Origin of the sequence: uncultured Cetobacterium sp., assembly GCF_945952365.1 — a bacterium.
GTDB lineage: Bacteria > Fusobacteriota > Fusobacteriia > Fusobacteriales > Fusobacteriaceae > Cetobacterium_A.
Window position 1 is genome coordinate 1 of the sequence record NZ_CAMFHX010000003.1, and the last position, 19,303, is coordinate 19,303.

20 protein-coding genes and 2 CRISPR repeat arrays are annotated in these 19,303 nt (G+C 26.7%); of the genes, 17 read left to right on the forward strand and 3 right to left on the reverse strand.

Annotation, left to right across the window (positions count from 1 at the left end):
- The first annotated feature begins 74 nt into the window (after positions 1-74).
- From Q0O83_RS01295 to Q0O83_RS01305, 3 genes are read left to right on the forward strand one after another with little or no spacing between them, the layout of a single operon-like run.
- The gene (locus Q0O83_RS01295) at positions 75-491 is read left to right on the forward strand and encodes a hypothetical protein (protein WP_294093371.1); all 417 of its coding nucleotides are present in this window, start codon (positions 75-77) and stop codon (positions 489-491) included.
- Between the two features lie 25 nt (positions 492-516).
- A complete protein-coding gene (locus tag Q0O83_RS01300; RefSeq protein WP_294093373.1) occupies positions 517-1,140 on the forward strand; it encodes a hypothetical protein in 624 nt (207 codons plus the stop codon).
- A 9-nt stretch (positions 1,141-1,149) separates the two neighbouring features.
- Positions 1,150-1,524, forward strand: a complete 375-nt coding sequence (locus tag Q0O83_RS01305; RefSeq protein WP_294093375.1) for a hypothetical protein — start codon at positions 1,150-1,152, stop codon at positions 1,522-1,524.
- 45 nt (positions 1,525-1,569) lie between these two features.
- Here Q0O83_RS01305 and cas6 read toward each other — a convergent pair whose 3' ends face one another.
- The 3 genes from cas6 to Q0O83_RS01320 form a co-directional block, all read right to left on the reverse strand.
- A complete protein-coding gene (cas6, locus tag Q0O83_RS01310; protein WP_294093377.1) occupies positions 1,570-2,307 on the reverse strand; it encodes a CRISPR system precrRNA processing endoribonuclease RAMP protein Cas6 in 738 nt (245 codons plus the stop codon).
- Positions 2,307-2,948, reverse strand: coding sequence for a CRISPR-associated endonuclease Cas6 (locus Q0O83_RS01315; RefSeq protein ID WP_294093379.1), 642 nt, complete (start codon positions 2,946-2,948; stop codon positions 2,307-2,309). The genes cas6 and Q0O83_RS01315 overlap by 1 nt, the downstream gene beginning before the upstream one ends.
- 100 nt (positions 2,949-3,048) lie before the next feature.
- Positions 3,049-3,858, reverse strand: a complete 810-nt coding sequence (locus tag Q0O83_RS01320; RefSeq protein ID WP_294093381.1) for a hypothetical protein — start codon at positions 3,856-3,858, stop codon at positions 3,049-3,051.
- Positions 3,859-4,187: 329 nt separating this feature from the next.
- Positions 4,188-4,879: a CRISPR direct-repeat array (repeat unit 37 nt; unit sequence GTTAAACACTATATCCATATAAAATAAGGATTGTGAC).
- A 98-nt stretch (positions 4,880-4,977) separates the two neighbouring features.
- On the opposite strand from Q0O83_RS01320, the gene cas1 reads away from it, so the two are divergent.
- From cas1 to Q0O83_RS01390, 14 genes are all read left to right on the forward strand, one after another.
- The gene (cas1, locus tag Q0O83_RS01325; protein WP_294093383.1) at positions 4,978-5,949 is read left to right on the forward strand and encodes a CRISPR-associated endonuclease Cas1; all 972 of its coding nucleotides are present in this window, start codon (positions 4,978-4,980) and stop codon (positions 5,947-5,949) included.
- Positions 5,946-6,233 (forward strand): CRISPR-associated endonuclease Cas2, encoded by a 288-nt coding sequence (cas2, locus tag Q0O83_RS01330; protein ID WP_294093385.1) that lies wholly within the window; start codon positions 5,946-5,948, stop codon positions 6,231-6,233. Before cas1 ends, cas2 (Q0O83_RS01330) begins: the two co-directional genes overlap by 4 nt.
- A gap of 11 nt (positions 6,234-6,244) precedes the next feature.
- Positions 6,245-6,514 (forward strand): CRISPR-associated endonuclease Cas2, encoded by a 270-nt coding sequence (cas2, locus tag Q0O83_RS01335; RefSeq protein WP_294093388.1) that lies wholly within the window; start codon positions 6,245-6,247, stop codon positions 6,512-6,514.
- 11 nt (positions 6,515-6,525) lie between these two features.
- On the forward strand, positions 6,526-8,250 hold the full coding sequence (locus Q0O83_RS01340; protein ID WP_294093390.1) for a UvrD-helicase domain-containing protein: 1,725 nt from the start codon (positions 6,526-6,528) through the stop codon (positions 8,248-8,250).
- A 44-nt stretch (positions 8,251-8,294) separates the two neighbouring features.
- Positions 8,295-8,855: a CRISPR direct-repeat array (repeat unit 37 nt; unit sequence GTCACAATCCTTATTTTATATGGATATAGTGTTTAAC).
- A gap of 315 nt (positions 8,856-9,170) precedes the next feature.
- The gene (locus Q0O83_RS01345; protein WP_294093392.1) at positions 9,171-9,467 is read left to right on the forward strand and encodes a hypothetical protein; all 297 of its coding nucleotides are present in this window, start codon (positions 9,171-9,173) and stop codon (positions 9,465-9,467) included.
- A gap of 27 nt (positions 9,468-9,494) precedes the next feature.
- Positions 9,495-9,797 (forward strand): hypothetical protein, encoded by a 303-nt coding sequence (locus Q0O83_RS01350; RefSeq protein WP_294093394.1) that lies wholly within the window; start codon positions 9,495-9,497, stop codon positions 9,795-9,797.
- Positions 9,798-9,820: 23 nt separating this feature from the next.
- Positions 9,821-10,051, forward strand: coding sequence for a hypothetical protein (locus Q0O83_RS01355; protein WP_294093396.1), 231 nt, complete (start codon positions 9,821-9,823; stop codon positions 10,049-10,051).
- 83 nt (positions 10,052-10,134) lie between these two features.
- Positions 10,135-10,617, forward strand: coding sequence for a hypothetical protein (locus Q0O83_RS01360; protein WP_294093398.1), 483 nt, complete (start codon positions 10,135-10,137; stop codon positions 10,615-10,617).
- Between the two features lie 137 nt (positions 10,618-10,754).
- A complete protein-coding gene (locus Q0O83_RS01365; RefSeq protein WP_294093400.1) occupies positions 10,755-12,014 on the forward strand; it encodes an MBL fold metallo-hydrolase in 1,260 nt (419 codons plus the stop codon).
- Positions 12,015-12,082: 68 nt separating this feature from the next.
- Positions 12,083-12,958, forward strand: coding sequence for a hypothetical protein (locus Q0O83_RS01370; protein ID WP_294093402.1), 876 nt, complete (start codon positions 12,083-12,085; stop codon positions 12,956-12,958).
- The gene (locus tag Q0O83_RS01375) at positions 12,958-15,576 is read left to right on the forward strand and encodes an Hsp70 family protein (protein ID WP_294093404.1); all 2,619 of its coding nucleotides are present in this window, start codon (positions 12,958-12,960) and stop codon (positions 15,574-15,576) included. The genes Q0O83_RS01370 and Q0O83_RS01375 overlap by 1 nt, the downstream gene beginning before the upstream one ends.
- A 205-nt stretch (positions 15,577-15,781) precedes the next feature.
- Positions 15,782-16,426, forward strand: a complete 645-nt coding sequence (locus Q0O83_RS01380; protein ID WP_294093406.1) for a VWA domain-containing protein — start codon at positions 15,782-15,784, stop codon at positions 16,424-16,426.
- Positions 16,427-16,523: 97 nt separating this feature from the next.
- A complete protein-coding gene (locus tag Q0O83_RS01385) occupies positions 16,524-18,533 on the forward strand; it encodes a protein kinase (RefSeq protein ID WP_294093408.1) in 2,010 nt (669 codons plus the stop codon).
- Between the two features lie 52 nt (positions 18,534-18,585).
- On the forward strand, positions 18,586-19,299 hold the full coding sequence (locus Q0O83_RS01390) for a VWA domain-containing protein (protein ID WP_294093410.1): 714 nt from the start codon (positions 18,586-18,588) through the stop codon (positions 19,297-19,299).
- Positions 19,300-19,303: the final 4 nt, after the last annotated feature.

The window sequence follows — 19,303 nt, forward strand, 5'->3', positions numbered from 1 at the left end:
TTATACCTCAAAGGATTGGAGTAGTTTCAATAAATTTTAAGTTAACAGAAACTTATAAAATATGAGGAGGAGTTATGAATATAGAAATTTTATCTAATAACAAGGTTTTAGTTAAATTTGAAGATAATACAGTTTTTTATGAAGGGGCTTTAATTGAAGTTAGTGATAGAGTTATAAAAGTAAGAAAAAGTAAATTAGATTGGTGTAATCCACATATAAGCTATTTGGAAAATAATTCTAAAAAAAATGAGATTATTTATCGAAAAGCAATAGAAAAAGATTTAGATAAAATAAATATTTTAAACTTACATAGATATTTTGACAAAAAAATTGAGGAAGAGGTAGTTTTAGAAAAAATTGATTCGATAGATAACTTAGTTGTGGCTGAAGATAAAGAGATTGGATTGATTGTTGGGTTTAAAAATAACTTAAAAAAAGAAAAATTTATTATTCATACATATAGAGGTTTAAATATAGAAAAAGCTTTATAAAATAGGAGATATAAGAGGTGAGTTTATGAAAAAAATATGGATATTTATTTTATTAATCCTTAATTTTTATGGTTGTGGAAGGTCAATACCTCGTTTGAAAACAGATAAATATATGGATGTAAATGAGGTTCTTCAAACTGGTCAAAATAGAACGGTTTGGGTTTCATCAGCTAAATCATCGGGAAGTTATGCTGGGCAATTCGATAATATTTTTGGAGAGGATTTTTTAAAAGTTATTATTCAGGATGAGTTATATAAAAGTGGATTTAACGTTGTGGAAAGGGCTGAGTTAGGAGATATTATGGAAGAGCATATATTTTCTAAAACAATGACCTCAAACCCATTAATACCAAATATGATTTCTGCAAATTATACATTATCTATGAAGTTAATTAACATTCAGACATCAACAAGTGGAATTTTTCTTCCGCTTATTTATATGGATACAAATGATGAGATAGAATCATCTGTTGAAATAAAATTAATTGATAATACAACTGGAGTTGTAAAAACAAGAAGTGGTCACGCTGTAGTTGTTTTAAATAGTCGAAATATATTACTTTTCTTTGGTGATATAAGTTCAAATGGCAGTAATGGAGTTGAATTTTCTATAAGAAGTGCTATCAGAGATGCTTTAAGCAAGTTTTAGGAGGAAAATATGAAAAAGTTTATAATTTTATTAACAATACTAGCACCAATTTTATATGGAAAAGAACTGGTTTATATTGATTTTCCTGAAACTATTAATTCGTATAATATAATAGATGGGTATAATAAGTGGAAAGATGAAGTTTTAGAGTTGAGCTTAAATGAGAAATTAAGACAGCTTGAAAGATTACGCTATGAAGGTGAAATTCAAAAAGAAGAACTTAGATTTCTTTATAGAGAAGCCGAATATAGAATTATTACTGAAAGAGAACAACTAAAAAACGATTTGGTTAGAGGTAAGATATATTATTACTATTATAAGCATCATAGAAAATATTATTATTATGATTTTAATTACAACATAATCTATTTAAAGGGATTTTAAAGACGAGTAAAAGTCACGCTATTATTATAAGGTGACTTTTAATGGTTATAGATTTATTTGGCCCATTCCATACTCTGTAAACTCTCCAACACCTGTGAAATATGAAAAATAAAAAAGATAGTTTATATATTTTTTTAAGCTATTATCAATTGAAGAAAGATCAAATTCAACTTCTCCTAAAAAACCTTTATATTGTTGATTTTTAATATTTAATTTCTTAATTTTTACATCTTGATATTTAATTTTTATATTTTTAAAAATATATTTTGGGATATTTAATACCTCTTTTTTTATATTTTCATCTGGGAAAGTTTGAAGAAATTTTTTTGAGATTTTTAATAGATAGAGATAAGGATTAGGTTCTGAATAATATTCATCACCAAATCTGAAAATTGTAGGAGATAGAAATTTAATACTTATAGTATCTTTGATTTCTAGAGTTAAGAATCTCTGTAAATCTATATTTTTTGTATAGATATTTTTTTTATCATTTAAGATAATCTCTTCAAATATTATTTTTTGATTTTGAAACTCAATCTCTTCACCAAAAACTTGAGCTTTAATAAGGTATCTAGTAATTTTTTGCTTAGATTCTGGTGTTAAAGAACTCACTCTTATAAAATAACTTTTATTCAAAGAAAATTCTTTATCTTTTGTTAGAATATTTGATATCACGATATCTTTTAAATTATTAAAGATATATTTTTCTTTAAAACGTTCAATTTTTTGGTTATCTTTATTTAAATGTATAACTTTAAATTTGACTAAAAAACTAAAAAACACTAAAACACCTCTTTTATAGTTCCATAACCTATACTTTTTCTTTTTCCAAGACCGATATAACTTGGTAGTTTTACATTTGTAGTAAACTCGCCAACAAAACCTAGAACTTTAGTATCTTTTTGAACTATTAACATCTCTTTAAAATCTCCGCTAACCTCGATTTTTTTATCAGCCCATATTCTATTTAATTTAAAAAATTCAATGATATTATTTCTTAATTGAGCATTTAGATCAAAATCATCATTTTTATATTTTTTATAATTTTCTTGATTTAAAGCAAACCAAGGAGATATGAAGTTATATTTATAGGATTTCTCAGAGTCTATTGATAAAGTGTAGTTTTTAAGAGTGATTTCGCTATCCACTAAAATATTTTTTCCATTAATATCAATATCTCTAATTTTTTCATAAGTTTGAATTAACGATTCAGCACCATCTTCTATTCCAACTATAGATAAAATCCCATCTAAAACTTTATAATAAATTTTTGATGACTGATAATTAAATGTAAAGGTGTCTACATGGTTATGAAAAAGTATATTTTCTTGAAAAGTTCTTCCCATAAATCCTCTTAATTTTTCAGCATCTCTATTATTAAATTTTAAATTTGTATTTAATTTAACTATTGCTAATTTGCTCATTTTCCCCTCCGATTTTTTATTATAGTATTATTATACATTTTTAAAAGAAAAAAATAAAGAGAGTAACAATTTTTGATTGTTCTCTCTATCTAATTATTTCTTATTTCTGACAGCAACTACAAGGTTTAAATCCTGTTCTTTTTAGTATATCAACATTACAACCATTATTTTCATTTACATAGATTGTAAGTAATGAATCAATTATTTTCATTTTTAAATCGTGAATTTTTATCAATAAGTTTTTATATTTTTTTATTAGGGAACTTTTTATATCTTTGTTATCCATTTTAGCTACACTTGAAAATTTTAAACATTCTATGAATACTTTTAGATCTTCTTTTTCAACCTTTGTTAAACTTAATCTTTTAATCTCATTTCTTAATTCCTCTATATTATCTATTAGAATCTCTTTAGAACCTGAATTTTTATATTCTTTATAAATTGGAAAGTCAATATTATTGCCCCATTTTTTTAAATGTATTAAATCAAATGTTTGATGATTTGTAAAGTATAAGTTTTCATTTTGTATTAACCACTCTTTATAGTTATCTAGTATCTCTTGAGGAATATTTCTATCTATCATAAAATTTTTATAATCATTTTTTAGATTTTTACACTCTAAGTTTTTATGATATGCAGGTGAAGAGTTATATAGTTTATAAGGATCTTCTAAATTGATTCTTAATATATGTTTATTTAAAGTTAATTCATTTTTTTTATAAAACTCCTCGTAATTGAGGATAAAATTTTTATTAAGAAGTATTTGATTCTTTTCTTGAGAAGAGAAAATTACGCTTTTATCTAAACCGTTACCAATTTCAGTTATTATGAAGTTATATTTTTCGCTATATCCTCTAAAATTTTCTAATATTCTTTTGAAATTACTATTTGTTAAATATACAGTTTCCATAAATCTATTCTCCTTTTAGATATTAATTTTCCTTATAGTTTAATAATATCATCTACCTCTTACAATTCTTTTATAATTTTTACAATTTTTCCTCAAACTAATAAAAATATGATATAATATCTATATATAGAAATAATTGCTCCTACAAAGAGAACACTTTTAAATCAATTAATACGCTCTCTAATAGAGTACTACAAAAACTTAAAATTACAAAAAAGTTAAAATAAATGGAAAAAACAACTCTTTTTTTAGCTAAAAATACCCTATTTTAACTTTACAATTTATATGCTATAATACTCTTGTAGAGAAGAATTGGAGTCAATTTACGGGTTAAACACTATATCCATATAAAATAAGGATTGTGACGTTGATATCATTTTTAGTTATAAAGTAGGAGGAGGTTAAACACTATATCCATATAAAATAAGGATTGTGACTATAAGGATAATAATTTATTTTATGATTTAGTTCTGTGTTAAACACTATATCCATATAAAATAAGGATTGTGACCAAAATAAAAAAAGATTTATACAAAATTATAATGAGTGTTAAACACTATATCCATATAAAATAAGGATTGTGACGGATATCCACTCTTTAATTTTAAGAGATGGAAGTGTTAAACACTATATCCATATAAAATAAGGATTGTGACGCAGGTATTTTACCCATATCAGAAGTTGCTCTCCGTTAAACACTATATCCATATAAAATAAGGATTGTGACCAGTAGTAGTAGATGATCTCTTAGCATTGTTCTTGTTAAACACTATATCCATATAAAATAAGGATTGTGACGCTAAAGAGATATTATCTCTCACTAATAGGTCACACCACAGTTAAACACTATATCCATATAAAATAAGGATTGTGACTTTCTTCTAACCTTTGCCCGTAAATCCCGTTGAACGTTAAACACTATATCCATATAAAATAAGGATTGTGACTTAAATCAATTGCATTGCTAGGTTGGAAATCATGCTCGTTAAACACTATGTCCATATAAAACAAGGATTATAATTCCCACATTTTGTGGGTTTTTTTATTTTTTGTAATTTTTATCATTTTTTTGTAAGATACATACTATAGAATAAAACTATATTTATTGGAGGTGATAGTGTGGATATTTATCTTACAGAATTTGGTAGTAAATTAAAAAAATCAGGAGAAGCGTTTTGTGTAATTAACTCTAAGGGTGAGCATTTTTTTTCAATTAATCAGGTAGAGTGCTTTATCATAGAAGATAAGATATCTGTTACATCAGATGCTTTACAATTGGCTATAAATAATGATATTCCAATTATTTTATCCGACAAATTAGGAAATGTTATTGGGAAAGTATGGCAGTATAAATTTGGATCTAATGCAAAAATAAGAAAAAAACAATTGGAATTTTTTGATACTGAGATAGGAAGTGAATTAGGAAAAGAGTGGATTATTAAGAAGTTGAAAAATCAAATTCAACATCTTGAAAAGCTTTCATCTCGGAGAAAAATAACAACTTACGCAGAAGATATAGCTAAAATGAATCAGCTTATGGATAAACTATCAACTTTAAATGGAACACCTTCTGAAATAAGGCAAAGCTTAATGGGATATGAAGGAAATATCTCTAAAATATATTTTAGATGCATTTCTGATTTATTGCCTGAAAAATGGAAATTTAAGCAAAGAGAGCATCAAGGAGCTAAAACTCCATACAATATAGTTTTAAACTATCTATATGGAATTTTATATTCAAAAGTTGAACATGCACTTATTGTTGCTGGATTAGATCCATTTATTGGAATTTTTCATACAGATAATTATAATAAGCCATCTTTATTATTTGATTTTATAGAACAATTTAGATTCTTAGCTTTAGAACAAGCCGTAACTTTATTTACAAAAGGGACTATTCAACAAAATTTTTTCTTAGAAAAAGAAGATAAATCTATAGTTTTAGAAGCAACAAAAAAACGTATTATAGTTCAAGAATTTTATAAAACTCTAGAAAGGAGTGGGAGTTTATCAAACAAAAAAAATTATACTCATAAAAGTTTGATAAAATTAGAAGCTAGAAATTTAGCTGTATCCCTTATGAATTTATGATATATATTGTTAGTTATGACATTTCAAATAATAATAATAGATCTGGTTTAAATAAGTTTTTGAAAGAATCTGGTTTGTTACCTATACAAAAATCTGTTTTTTTTGGAGAGTTATCTCCAAAAGGAAGGGAAAGACTTATAAAAGAAAGTAAAAATTTTTTTAATAATAAAAAAGATAGTTTACTATTTATCAATTTATCTTTTGAAGATTTTTCAAATTTTAAAAGATTTGGAATTAATAAAGACTTGAATGAATTAAAAAAAGAGGAGGTTGAATTTTTATAAAATTTTTTATAATGTATGATATTACTGATAATAATGTTAGAAATAGATTTATTAAACTTTTAAGAAATTTAGGGTGTTTAAGAGTTCAGAAGTCCGTTTTTTTAGGTGATATTTCTGAACCTGTTCTTGAAACAATTGAATCGAAAGTTTTAAATATCATAAACACAACAAGTGATTCAGTATATATATTTCCTATTTGTCAAAGGGAATATAGAAATTCTATATTTATAGACAAAAGACAGGTTCAAAATATTTTAGATATGAGTGCAATTATTCTTTGAAAGGAGCTAAGATGTCACTAGAAATTATCAATGATAAAGATATAAAACTTGAAGTTTTTCAATTGGAATTTCAAAATAAAATTAAAAATTTCTATGAAAATGAGAATGCTATACTTTATGTAAAACCTCAAATTAGAGATTTTAACTTAGATTTTTTATTGATTGATTTTTTGAGAGGAGTTTTCATATTTAAAGTTATAGATTGGAAACAGGAAGAGATTGAATATATGAACTCTGTAGTAGGTGAAGTTCGAAAAAAAGGTGTTAAAAATCCATTTTTTCAAGTTAAACAAAATTACAATTATTTTAAAGGGCTTTTTGAAAACCAAGACTTTCTTTTAAATGATAGTGGAGAACTTAAATTTAATTTTAGAACTTTTGTTGTTTTTACTGAAATGAAGTCAAATCATATTAAAAATTTTAAATATAAATTCAGTGATACATATAAAGAATACATAGCCAAAGAAAATCTAGGAATGCTTGATTTAAATTATTTTTTATCTTCAACGAAAGAAACATTGAGTGATAAAGTAGTAAATTGTATAAGAGGTTGTATTTATCCAGAAATTCTTATTACAGATATCGAAAAAAAGGATGAGTTTTTAAATGAAGATTTAGTAGATGAAACAATAAAAGTTTTAGATACTAATCAAGAAAGATTAGCCAAAAATTTAGAGAATGGATTTCAACTGATTACAGGTGTTCCTGGAAGTGGTAAAACAGTAGTATTAATGTCTAGAGCTATTCATTTGGCGAAAGCTCGTCCTAATTGGAAAATAAAAATTTTAACATATAACCGAACTTTAAAGTCTAGAATTGAGAGTAAAATAAATGATATTAAACCAATCTTAGAGTTTGAAGGCATAAGTTTAAATAATTTAACGGTAGATACGTTTCATACTTTAGCCTTAGATATTGCTGGAGTAAACGCTGAAAATTTTAATAATAGTCAATTTTGGAAAAGTGAGCTACCTAAATTAGCTCTTTCAAAAGCAGTTCCAGCTTATGACGCTATATTAATTGATGAATATCAAGACTTTGAAGAGGAGTGGATTAAAGTTTGTATTAACTCTTTAAAAGTGATTGATAATCAAAATCAAAAAAATCTACTCCTTGTAGGTGATCCTTTACAGGCTATTTATAATAATCAAGAGATCTGTTTTAGTTCATTAGAACTATCACCCATTGATAAAAAACTTTCCCTTAACTTTTCTTATAGAACAGGAAAAAAACAGATGCTACTAGCTTCTAATCTAATTCTAGATGATGATAATGGAGAGCCGATTAGTAAATTTTCTGAGTTAGAAAATATAAAACTTCAGACAAATCACAATAGTGAAGTTTATTTTATAGAGCGTGGATATACAGAGATTTTTGATATATTAACTTTTTTGTTAATTAAAGAAAAAATTAATCCTGAAGATCTAATGATCTTAGTTCCTACAAATAAAAGTAAAGAGGATTTTTATCGATTATTACCAAGTAATTTAACTTCATTTTTAACTTTTTCAAAAGATTTTTCAGAAACTCATGGAGTTGTAACTACATACTATTCAGCAAAAGGTTTAGAGGCTAAAATTTGTATCCTCATAGAATTTGAAAAAATTAGGAATAAAAAAATAGCCTATGTCGCATTGACAAGGGCTTCAGAAGAAACTTATATTTATTGTAAAGATAAATTTAGTAATCAAAATATAATAAAAATAGAAAATTTCTTAAAAAATATGAATGCTTAAATCGATTTAGAACTCTTGAATTTTCAGGAGTTCTTTTTTAGTCATCTCCAATCCTTATTTTATATGGATATAGTGTTTAACAAGGTAAGGGTAATTCTCTAAAGAAGTTCTCTCTGAAGTCACAATCCTTATTTTATATGGATATAGTGTTTAACTTTGGAGTTGCGGTAGTTACTTATCGTAATTTCAAATTGTCACAATCCTTATTTTATATGGATATAGTGTTTAACATTGTTCCTGCTCCAGAAGTAACTACAAACAAACAAGTCACAATCCTTATTTTATATGGATATAGTGTTTAACCTGCAGGCGCAGGACTAGTACTTGGAGGAATTGGTGTCACAATCCTTATTTTATATGGATATAGTGTTTAACAAAAGACCTTGTTAGATTAGTTGATAAGATTTCAGTAAACGTCACAATCCTTATTTTATATGGATATAGTGTTTAACTTGATGAGTTAAGTTGTTTCTTATCAGTTGGCGAACTTGAGTCACAATCCTTATTTTATATGGATATAGTGTTTAACTTACAAGAAATTCTGCAAAGTATTTCGCTATCTCGATATGTCACAATCCTTATTTTATATGGATATAGTGTTTAACCCGCAATTTAACTCTAAATCTTCTCTACAAGAGTATTATAGCATATAAATTGTAAAGTTAAAATAGGGTATTTTTAGCTAAAAAAAGAGTTGTTTTTTCCTTTTATTTTAACTTTTTTGTAATTTTAAGTTTTTGTAGAGCTCTATTAGAGAGAATATTAATCAATTTAAAGGTGTTCTCTTTCTAGGAGCAATTATTTCTATATATAGATATTATATCATATTTTTATTAATTTGAGCAAAATTTGTAAAAATTATAAAAAAATTGTAAGAGATAGATGGTATTATTAATTTGTAGTTAAGAAAGGAGATAAAGATGAAAATAAAATTAAAACTATTAGATAAATTTTTCGATGAATTTAAAGTAGGGGTACTAATAATTATTTTTCAAATTATAATGTTAACTTTTTGTTTTTATCCATTTTATAAATGGGATTTAGAGATAAGAGGAACACCGATTGAATATATATTTGAACCAGGGTATTCAGGACATGCAACATATATATTAGCTGTAATATATAGCCTTTTAAATATAATACTTTTAAATATTTTAAATGTAAAAAAGAATAGAGAGATTGAAAAATTAAAAAAACAACTTCAAAAGATAAACTAAAAATACAAAATATACGAGGAGAAAAAAATGAAAAAATCTTTAATAATACCAGGAATAAGTTTAGTAGGGGGAAGTTTAGCAGCTGCAAAGGTAGTTGGAAGTTCAGCTGCTACAATAATGTCGGTTACTTCAGGAACAACAGGAGCAGCATTGGCAGGATTATTTGGAGCTTCAGGAACAACAGGAGCAGCAGCGATATCTTCAGGATTGGCTACTATAGGAGGCGTTGTAGGAGGAGGAATGGCAGCAGGAGCGATAATAACAAAAGCTGTGACCTTTGGAGCTATTGGTGCAGGAGTTTACGGTATAACAAAGGTACTTGACAGATAAAAAAATAAATATGGAGGATTGAAATGGAAGTTTTAGTAATAGGAGAGATAAAAAAAGGAAACTTATTAATAACTCATAGAATTCATGGCGAATTATTAGGAGAGAATGAAATTTTAGTTAGTATAAATGCGGACATTTATGACAACTTTAGAAGTTCAAATTCTACAGCAGAAACAATATATATTATGGGAGTTGATAATTTCTTTAAATTTATTGGAAAATTAGATAAGGATAAATATGCAAGAATACTATAGAAATATATAGAAATATATAGAAATGAAAAAGAAGTAATTGATACTATAATTTAGTAAATAAGAAACAAGGGAGAATTAAAAAAATGAAAAAGTTTAATTTCGAATCAAAAAATATAATTTTTTATAAATATTTAAAAAATGGGATAGAACAAGAGGCTATAAAATATAGGATAAATCATGAAAAAGAATACAGAATAACTTATAAATTAATAAATGAATTGATTTTGAATAATACTTCAATTACTATAGATGATATTAGTATTTGGTTGCCTGATACAAAAGATTGTTATGAATATTTTTTTGATAAAATAAAACAAATAAAAGAAATGCCTCTTTCTAAAAATAAAGAAATGGATGATATTTTAAAATTTTGTATATTGAGTTCTTCGCGTTTTTATGGTGTAGAGTTAACAGAGGAAGAGATTGATTTTGAAATAAGAGAAATGGAAAAAAGAGATAGAGAAATAGAAGAGGCTAGACTTAATAGAATAATAGATATAGAATTTAATCCACACGATGATATGGACGATGAATGGTTCTATTATGAAAATACAGATTATTTATAAGAATAACTTTGAAATTAAGATTGTCAATGAACTTAGGTTCTTGGCAATTTTTTATTTTTTGTAAAGTTTTGGAAAAAAGTGTAAGAGGGTAAGTGTAGAATGGGGCAGATTTAAAATTTAAAAGGAAGTGATGACTTATGTATTTTTATGGTATCAGTGGTAGCAATAAAATTGGTGGCAGTAGCTATTTTATAAAAATGGGAGATAGAAAGTTTCTTTTGGATATGGGCTTAGATCCTAATTTACCTGGATCTTATCCTAAATATGAAAATTTGTATAGAAAAAAACTTTTAACCTCTATGGGGGATTTAGATGGTGTAATTATATCCCATGCACATTTAGATCACATAGGTTCTTTACCATATATGCTAAAAGAGGGAAAAAAAGTTCCTATTCTAACATCAAATGCAACAAAAATTCTGGGAAAAACTTTATTACTTTCAGCACCCAAGGAGAGCGATGAGTATATAGAGATTTTTAAAAAAGATGAAATTGAAAGTATCTTCTCTTTAATAAATTCAACTGAAGGGGTTATAGAAAAAGATTATCAGATAAATTTTTATGACTCTGGGCATATACTCGGTTCTAAGATGACAGAGATTATAACTAAAGATGAAAGAGTTCTATATACAGGAGATTTTTCTTTAAAAAATATGATTACAGCTAAAAAAATACCTTTAGCATCAATTCAGTCTCCAGATATTTTACTTTGTGAAGGAACAAATTTAACTAAAAATATGAATAGTTACATAAATGAAAGACTTGGATTTATAAGATATGCAAATAAGGTGGTAGCTAATGGAGTTTTACTTATTCCAGCTTTTGCACTTGGAAGAACTCAAGAAGTGGTTTGTTTATTAAAAAATGCCATGAAAAGTCAATTGTTGAAAAGAGTTCCTATATATGTTGATGGTTTATCTATCGAAATAAGTCAACTATACAATCAACTTGGAATAAATGTATTGGATGAAGATGTAAAAATTGCTTCAAAAAGATTTTATGAAACTATGGATAATTCACCTAAAATTATTGTTTGTAGCTCTGGAATGCTACTCCAAAACTCAAAGTCTTATCTATACGCTCAGAAAGTTTTGAAAAATGAGAACAACAGTGTAACTTTTGTGGGTTATCAGGACAAGAAAACACCTGGATTTAAACTATTATATCAAAAAAAATTTAATTTTAAAGCAAATATAAATAGATTTAGTTTCTCAGCTCATGGAGATGAAAATGAAATTTTTCAACTTATAGATAGATTAAAACCTAAAAAAGTTGTATTTCTTCACAGAAATTTAAAAGAGGATGAGGAAAGAGAGTTAGAAAAGAGATTGGTTAAAATTTTTGGAAAAAATATAAAATTTTACTTTCCAAAAGATGGAGAAGAGCTAAATTTGTAAATATTGGGAAAAAATTGTAAGACCTATTTCATATAATAATTTTATAAAGAAGCAAAGGAGAGTTTGAAATGAAAAAATATTTAGAAAATGTAGCACAGAATATAAAAGTGCTTGAACCAAAACTTATTTATGGAAATCAAATAGATAATGCGTTTATAGAAAAGAGTTTGGAAAATTTTGAGAAATCACCAAATAGAATAAAGGAAAGAGAGTTATTTAATATATTCGGTGAGGATATTTTAAAGATAGATGTTTTAAAGTTTGCACGTATTTTTAAAATGGATACTCCTAGATGTAGAGAGGAGATCAAAAATGAAACAGCTAATTTAGTTCAGAAATTTATAGAGAGTTTAAATGATAAAGAGATTATTTTGGCTGATTTACTAAAAGAAAAAAGAATATATTATGTATCTTATAAAGCTTTTTTAATTCAAATTGCAAAAATAAAACCAGAGTTAAAGGATTCTTTAAATAAAATATTAGAAAATTTAAATGTAAAAAGTTGTAAAAAAATAGTTGAAGATCTATTTAAGTTCCAGGATATGCAAAGATTGAAAGAAACCGCTCAAGAGTTAGAAGAAAGCTCAGAAGCTAAAGAGTTAATAAATCTCTTTAAAGATTTAAATAGTAGAAAAACTGATTATTTACTTGATAGATTAGCATTTTTAGTAAAAGAGTTAGAAAGTGATGAAACTAAAGAGAAAGAGATGTTTCTTTTAAAAAATCTTTTTAAATTTTTTAGAAGTGTAGGTTTAAATCCTATAAAAAAATATGGTGACAACTTTGAGGTAACTTTAAAAGATATTCAAGATGGAGAGTATATTGGAGAACCTTTTGAGGAGTTAGAAAAAAAAGAGGTAAATTTTGAAAGATTGGGTTGGAGATATGGAAGAGTTCAAATTAGTCCGATTGTTTATAAAGAGATAAAAAAGGAGGCTTTATAATGAGTTTTATAAGAGAACATCATTTAGGAATAGATTTAGGAACAACAAATAGTTTAGTAAGTTGGAGTACAGAAAATCATAAGGGGGAGATTGTAACTGAAGTATTAAATATAGATATGCCTGATATAACTGGAATAGTAAAATCACAATTGCTACCATCTTATGTATTCTTTGATGAGAAATCTAGGCCAATAATAGGTAGAAAAGCCAAATCTATGTTAAGTAGACAACCAGATAGAGTTATCAAAAATGCAAAGAGTTTTATGGGAAGTGATAAAACATTCAATATAGGTGACAAAGAGATATCTCCAATTGAAGTATCTGCAATGATTTTAAAATATATTGGAAAAGCTGTTGAGAAACAGTTTGGAGAGTATCCAAAAGATGTTGTTATAACAGTTCCAGCTTCTTTTGACACAGATAAAAGAAGTGCTACATTAAAAGCAGCGGAAATAGCAGGATTTAATGTTAAAGAGAGGGATGGGAGTTATAAAAATATACTTTTAAGTGAACCAAGAGCAGCACTTTATGACTATGTAAATTTACAAAATAAAAATGAGATTCCAGCTACAATAGATTTTAAAAAGCCTAAAAATATAGTCGTATTTGATCTAGGTGGAGGAACTTTAGATGTCTCAATTCATAATCTTGTTTATAATAATAAAGGTGATATAGATATTAAAGATTTGGGAGTTTCTCGTTATACTGAAGTTGGTGGAGTAGATTTTGATAAGATAGTAGGAAACTATTTAATGAATAAATTTGTTGAAAAAAATAGTATTAAAAAATTAGATGACTATGAAAATAACTATTTAAAAGATAGTTTCCAAGAGTTTGCTGAGGAGATTAAGTTAGATTTAAATGAACAGATTGAAAATGAAAAACTTTTTGGATTTGGAGATGAAAATTTAGAAAATATAGTGAGTGAGATATATAAAACATCTATTTATGGTGGATATAACTTTTCGTATTCTATGAGTTTAAAAGAATATAAAGAGATTGTAGGAGAACTTTTAGCTCAAAATTTAACAATGGAAAGTTTAGCTATACTAGATGAGATAAAAAATACAGAGAATATAATATATCCTATTTTAGATTCACTAAAAAAAGCAGAGGAAAAAAGTAATCAAAAAATAGAGATTGATGCAGTTATTTTAAATGGTGGTATGACAAAGTTCCATTTGATTCAAGAGAGAGTTGAAAAATTCTTTGGTATAAAAGTAAGCTCGGTTTTAGATCAGGATAAGTCGGTAGCAAGAGGAGCTTCAGTATATAATTATAGAATAAAGAATGGTGAAGTTTTTGAAAAGATTCAAAATGATACTATAGGTCTTCAAAGAAATGGAGGCATAGTTTACCATCTTATAACTGCAGGAACGGTTTTACCAACAAGGAAAACAATATCAGACTTTGTAATACCACAAAATAGTGTTAGTTTTATAGATTTACCATTTTATTTAGGAAGACGTGAAGATATAGAGTCACCAAATAGAAAGATAGCAGAGAGAAGGGTATATTTTAAAGAGGCTTTAAATCGTGGAGATAGTGTGTCTATGGAGATTAAAGTGGATGAGATGGGAATTATGGAGATAGTTGGTTTTGCAGGAAGAAAGAAGCAAGAGTTTACTGTTAAAGTATCGGCAGATGGTAATGTAGAAAAAGAAATACCTATAGTAAATGAACCTGTAAAGGAAAAGTTTATACCTGAAAAATTTGTACCAACAGGAGAGTTTATTGAGATAGAAAGAACTTTTAAAGATTTTATCTCTCTTTGTTCAAAATATGATAAGTTAAGAGTTGATTCTCAAAAAACTAGTATTATTCAAAGAATTAAAAAGATTGAAAAAGATGTATTAAATGGAATAAATGGAAAGCACTTTTTACAAGAGTTAATTAAAAGATATAAAACTTTGACTCATTTTGCTAAAGATAGAGGAACTCTATTACTTGGAGAGTTTGGAAAGATATATTCTGAGGAGAGAGAAAATATTCAAGAGATATTCCAAAAGAATATAGATATAATGGAAGTTATGTTAATGTCACCAGATAAATTATCAAAGGCTATGTCAGGATATTTTAGATTTTCTGTAGAGGGATTAAGAAAGATTGACGCTATTCTTGAGGATGAGGCTATTATAGTTGAATATATAGGTAATCCATTACTTAAAGGGATTGAACACTCTTTGATTATGACTGCTGGAAGTGTTTGTAAGGATTTAAAAAGTTTAGATGTTATTAAAAATATTGTAGATACATCACCGAGTGATGCTAGTTATTGGGCACTAGGAAAATTTGGAAGTAGAGAGAGAAAGCATATAATTTCAATAGATCTATTAGAAAATCAAGCTAGGAAAATAGCAGAAAAATTAACTAAAATAAAAGGAAAAGAGATTTTAAGAAGTGCAATTTATGCCCTTACTGAAATATGCGACAGAAGAGAATCAAGAGATAGAGTTTCTAAAGAAACTGGGGATTTTGTATTAAATGAGTTGGAAAAAATAACTGATAGAACTGCAAGTATAGTTAAGATTTCTGATGTTTGTAGAGCTGTTATAAAAGGAGAAAGATTGAGTGAAGAGCAGAGTAAAGTTCTATTAGATTTAAGAGTTTTACTTTAATAGGATTTAGAAGAGGCTAGGTAATCTAGCCTCTCTTAAGTTTAATCAATTTTACTCTCAGCCACTAAAAGCCATTCCTATCTTTATTACTTTTGATACTTTATTATTTCAAGTATTTAAATATTAATTGTAAAAATAGCAAAAAAGTTGTAAGACGGCTCTGATAAACTTATAGCATAACAAGAAAACGTGTGAGGTGAGTTTTATGAAATTTAATTTTCAAAGTTTAGACTATTTTTCAGGGACAAAGATTCCAGTTATTTTTTTACTAGATGTTAGTGGCTCTATGGGGACTATTGATAAAACTGGTGTCTCTTGTATAAATCAACTAAATTCAGGTTTTGAGGTTTTTTTAAATAATATTTTGGAAGATGAAATAGCTTCAGCTGCTTTAGATTTATCTGTTATTACATTTGGTGGTGAAAATCCTGAGCTTTTCTTGGATTTTGAACAATGGAATGGTGGAACTAAAAGTAATTTTGTGGCTAGTGGTGGAACACCTATGGGAAGTGCCTTAGAACTAGCTTATCAACAAATTGAAAGTAGAAAGTTAGTATATAAAGATTATGGAATAAACTATTATCAACCTTGGGTTATTTTAATGACAGATGGTGAACCAACTGACGATATTGAAACTGCGAAGAGTATTTTTATAGATTTACAAAACAAAAGAAAGGTAACTTTATTCCCTGTGGCTATTGGAAATGATGCAAATATTGAAGTGCTTAAAGAGTTGAATCCGAGTATAAATCCTCTTAGAGTTGAAGGAACTGATTTTAAAAAATTCTTTACTTGGTTGAGTAGAAGTGTTGAACAAAATGAATTAGATATAGAAAAATATAACTATTAAGTTTTTTACAAAAGGGATTTTCCCTTTTGTAAAAAACGATAAAAAATTGTAAGAAGCATAAGTTATTATACATATATAAAGATTGCAGGAGGAAAAGATGTTAAAAAATGATTTGAAAATAGAAAATGAAATCAATTCAGGTGGGGAAGGAACAATATTCAAATTAAAAAATCAAAAGGTTTATAAAGAGTTTCATAATAGCGATAGTAAAATTCAAGAAAAATTAAATAGAATAATGTTAAGAAATATAAACCTAGATACTATCTGTACTCCAGATGAGTTAGTAGAAGAAAATGGTAAAGTTATTGGATATACTATGAAAAATATTGAAGGAACAAACTTAAAAAACTTTCTTCTTCTTACATCAATGGGAAAAAAGGAGATTAAAAGATCTAATCTTGTGAATATAGCAATTCAAATAGCTTCATCATTCAACTATATTCATTCAAAAAGAATTCTTGTCGGAGATGTAAGTGATAATAATATTCTTATAGATAAAAATTTAAATATAAATCTTATAGATTGTGACTCGTTTCAAGTAGATAAGTTTCTTTGTGAAGTTGGAACTGATGAATTTACACCAGTAGAGATGATGGGACAAAACTTTAAAACAACAGCAAGAACATTGAATAATGAATACTTCTCACTTGGAGTTTTACTTTTTAAAATTTTAATTCCTGGTAGACATCCATTTACTGTAACAAATGGTGGTAGCGCTATTGAAAATATAAAAAATGGTTCTTTTGCTTATCCACTAGCTAATGATTATGATTTCAATACTCCACTTGATAAAAAACTGCTTTCTACATGGAATGAGATGCCTTTATATATAAAAGAGTGTTTCTTTAGAACTTTTAAGACAAAAGATAGAGTATCACCAAAAGAATGGTTAGAAGTTTTAGCAAAATACAATATGGATATTTTAGAAAACAGTTATTCAAATAGCATTTTTTCAGAGGATACTGCAGCAAATGTTAATGTTCCTATTTCTTTAGATAGAAGAAATGGAACTGGAAATGCTCAAAATCTTTTAAATACAAATGGAACAAAAATTGGAGTTCTTGAAATTAGCACTAAGGCTATTAAACTTTTAGTTAGAGGATTTGATAATGAATTAAAAGATTTTTCTTATGAAGATTTTGGTGAAGCAAATGGTGGTTTTAGAGAGGGGCGTTTAACAAATATAGGTAAACTTTTAGATAAAGATCGTAATATGAATATCTCATTATTAAAAAAAGCGATTGATTATAGTGTTCGTGAATTTTTAGCAAAAGCAAGAGAGTTAAATGTTAAAAATCTATACTGTGTTGCTACTGCTGCAGTAAGAGGAGCTAAAAATAGAGATGAGATTTTAAGATTTTTAAAAACTGAATATAATTTGTCATGTAGAGTTTTATCTAGAGATGAGGAAAGTAAACTAACTACAAATGCCTTTAAATATACAGGTAAAATACATCCAAATGGAATTAAAGTTTTAGAGGATTCTATAAAGAAAAACTATCTTTTTATTGATCAAGGAGGGGGTTCTACTGAGATTGCTATCTTAAGAGGTTTTGATAACTCTCTTATCGCTTCGAAGAGCTTAAACTTTGGAAGTACGATACTTTTGAATACTCTTACTATTAATAGTAATTTAAATACACCTTTATATTCTGCCTTTGAAGAGAATTTAAAGACTGTTAAGTCTAAAATTAACAATACTCTAAAAAAAGAGGTTAAAGATATTATAGTTCATGAATGTATTTCTGTAGGTACAGCTATAACTTCAGCAACAGGGAAAAAAGGTAATAAAAAACAACATTGTGCTGTAATGAATTCTGAGGCTATCCAAAAATCATGCTCTAATGCTATGAATTTTCTATTGGAAAAATATGAAACTGTAGGAGAGCTTTTAGTTGCTCTTAAAGCTGAAGATGAATCAAACTGTAAAAATAGAGTTTTAGATTCAGCACTAACAAAGGCTTTAGGATTACCAGCCTTTTTAGAAATTCTTAAAAAATTTAAATTAGACAAACTTGTAGTAAGTGGAACTGGTCTTTGGTATGGTGCTTTTTATAACCACTTAGAAGAGGAGCTTGGAATGCATCAAATGGATGCTGTAAATTAATATATTTTATAATAACTATGTAAAGATAAAAAACAAAACGGAGGAATTATTTATGAAAATTTTATTTGATTTTAATAATGAAGTAGAAAAAGAAGCAGAAAACCCTATGGCAAGAATCCCAGTTGTAATTATTGCAGATACAAGTTCATCAATGAATGGAGAAAAAATTAATATCCTTAATTCTGAAATTAAAAAGTTTTATGATGAGGTTAATCACAACTCTAAAAATGAGATTTTAAAATACTCTTTAGATTTGGCTGTTCTTGGATTTAAATTTGATACTTGTGCAAGAGAAACACATCCAGTTGTAATTAATAAATTTAGTGTTATGGAATCTCAAATAACTCCAACATTCAATGCTTTTGGTCACACACCTTTAGGGGCAACAGTAAATACAGCTATAGATATGTTAGAAAAAAGAAAAGAAATGTATAAAATTGGAGGAATTCAATATTATCAGCCAATGTTAGTTATAATAAGTGATGGAGATCCTACTGACAGTATTGAAAGCGCTACTAGAAGGGCTATAGAGTTATCATTAAAAAGAAAACTTAGTGTTTACCCTGTTATCATAGGAGAAGATGGAAATTTAGATAATCTGCAAAGATTTACTCCTAATAAAATTTCTAAAAGAGTTAGAACTGAAGATTTACCTCAAGTTTTTAAATGGTTGCTTTCTAGTGCTAAAAAGGTTAGTGAAAGTACTATCGACTTTGATATCACTGTAAATATAACTAAAGATTGGAATGAGATTGTAAATGGATAGGGGG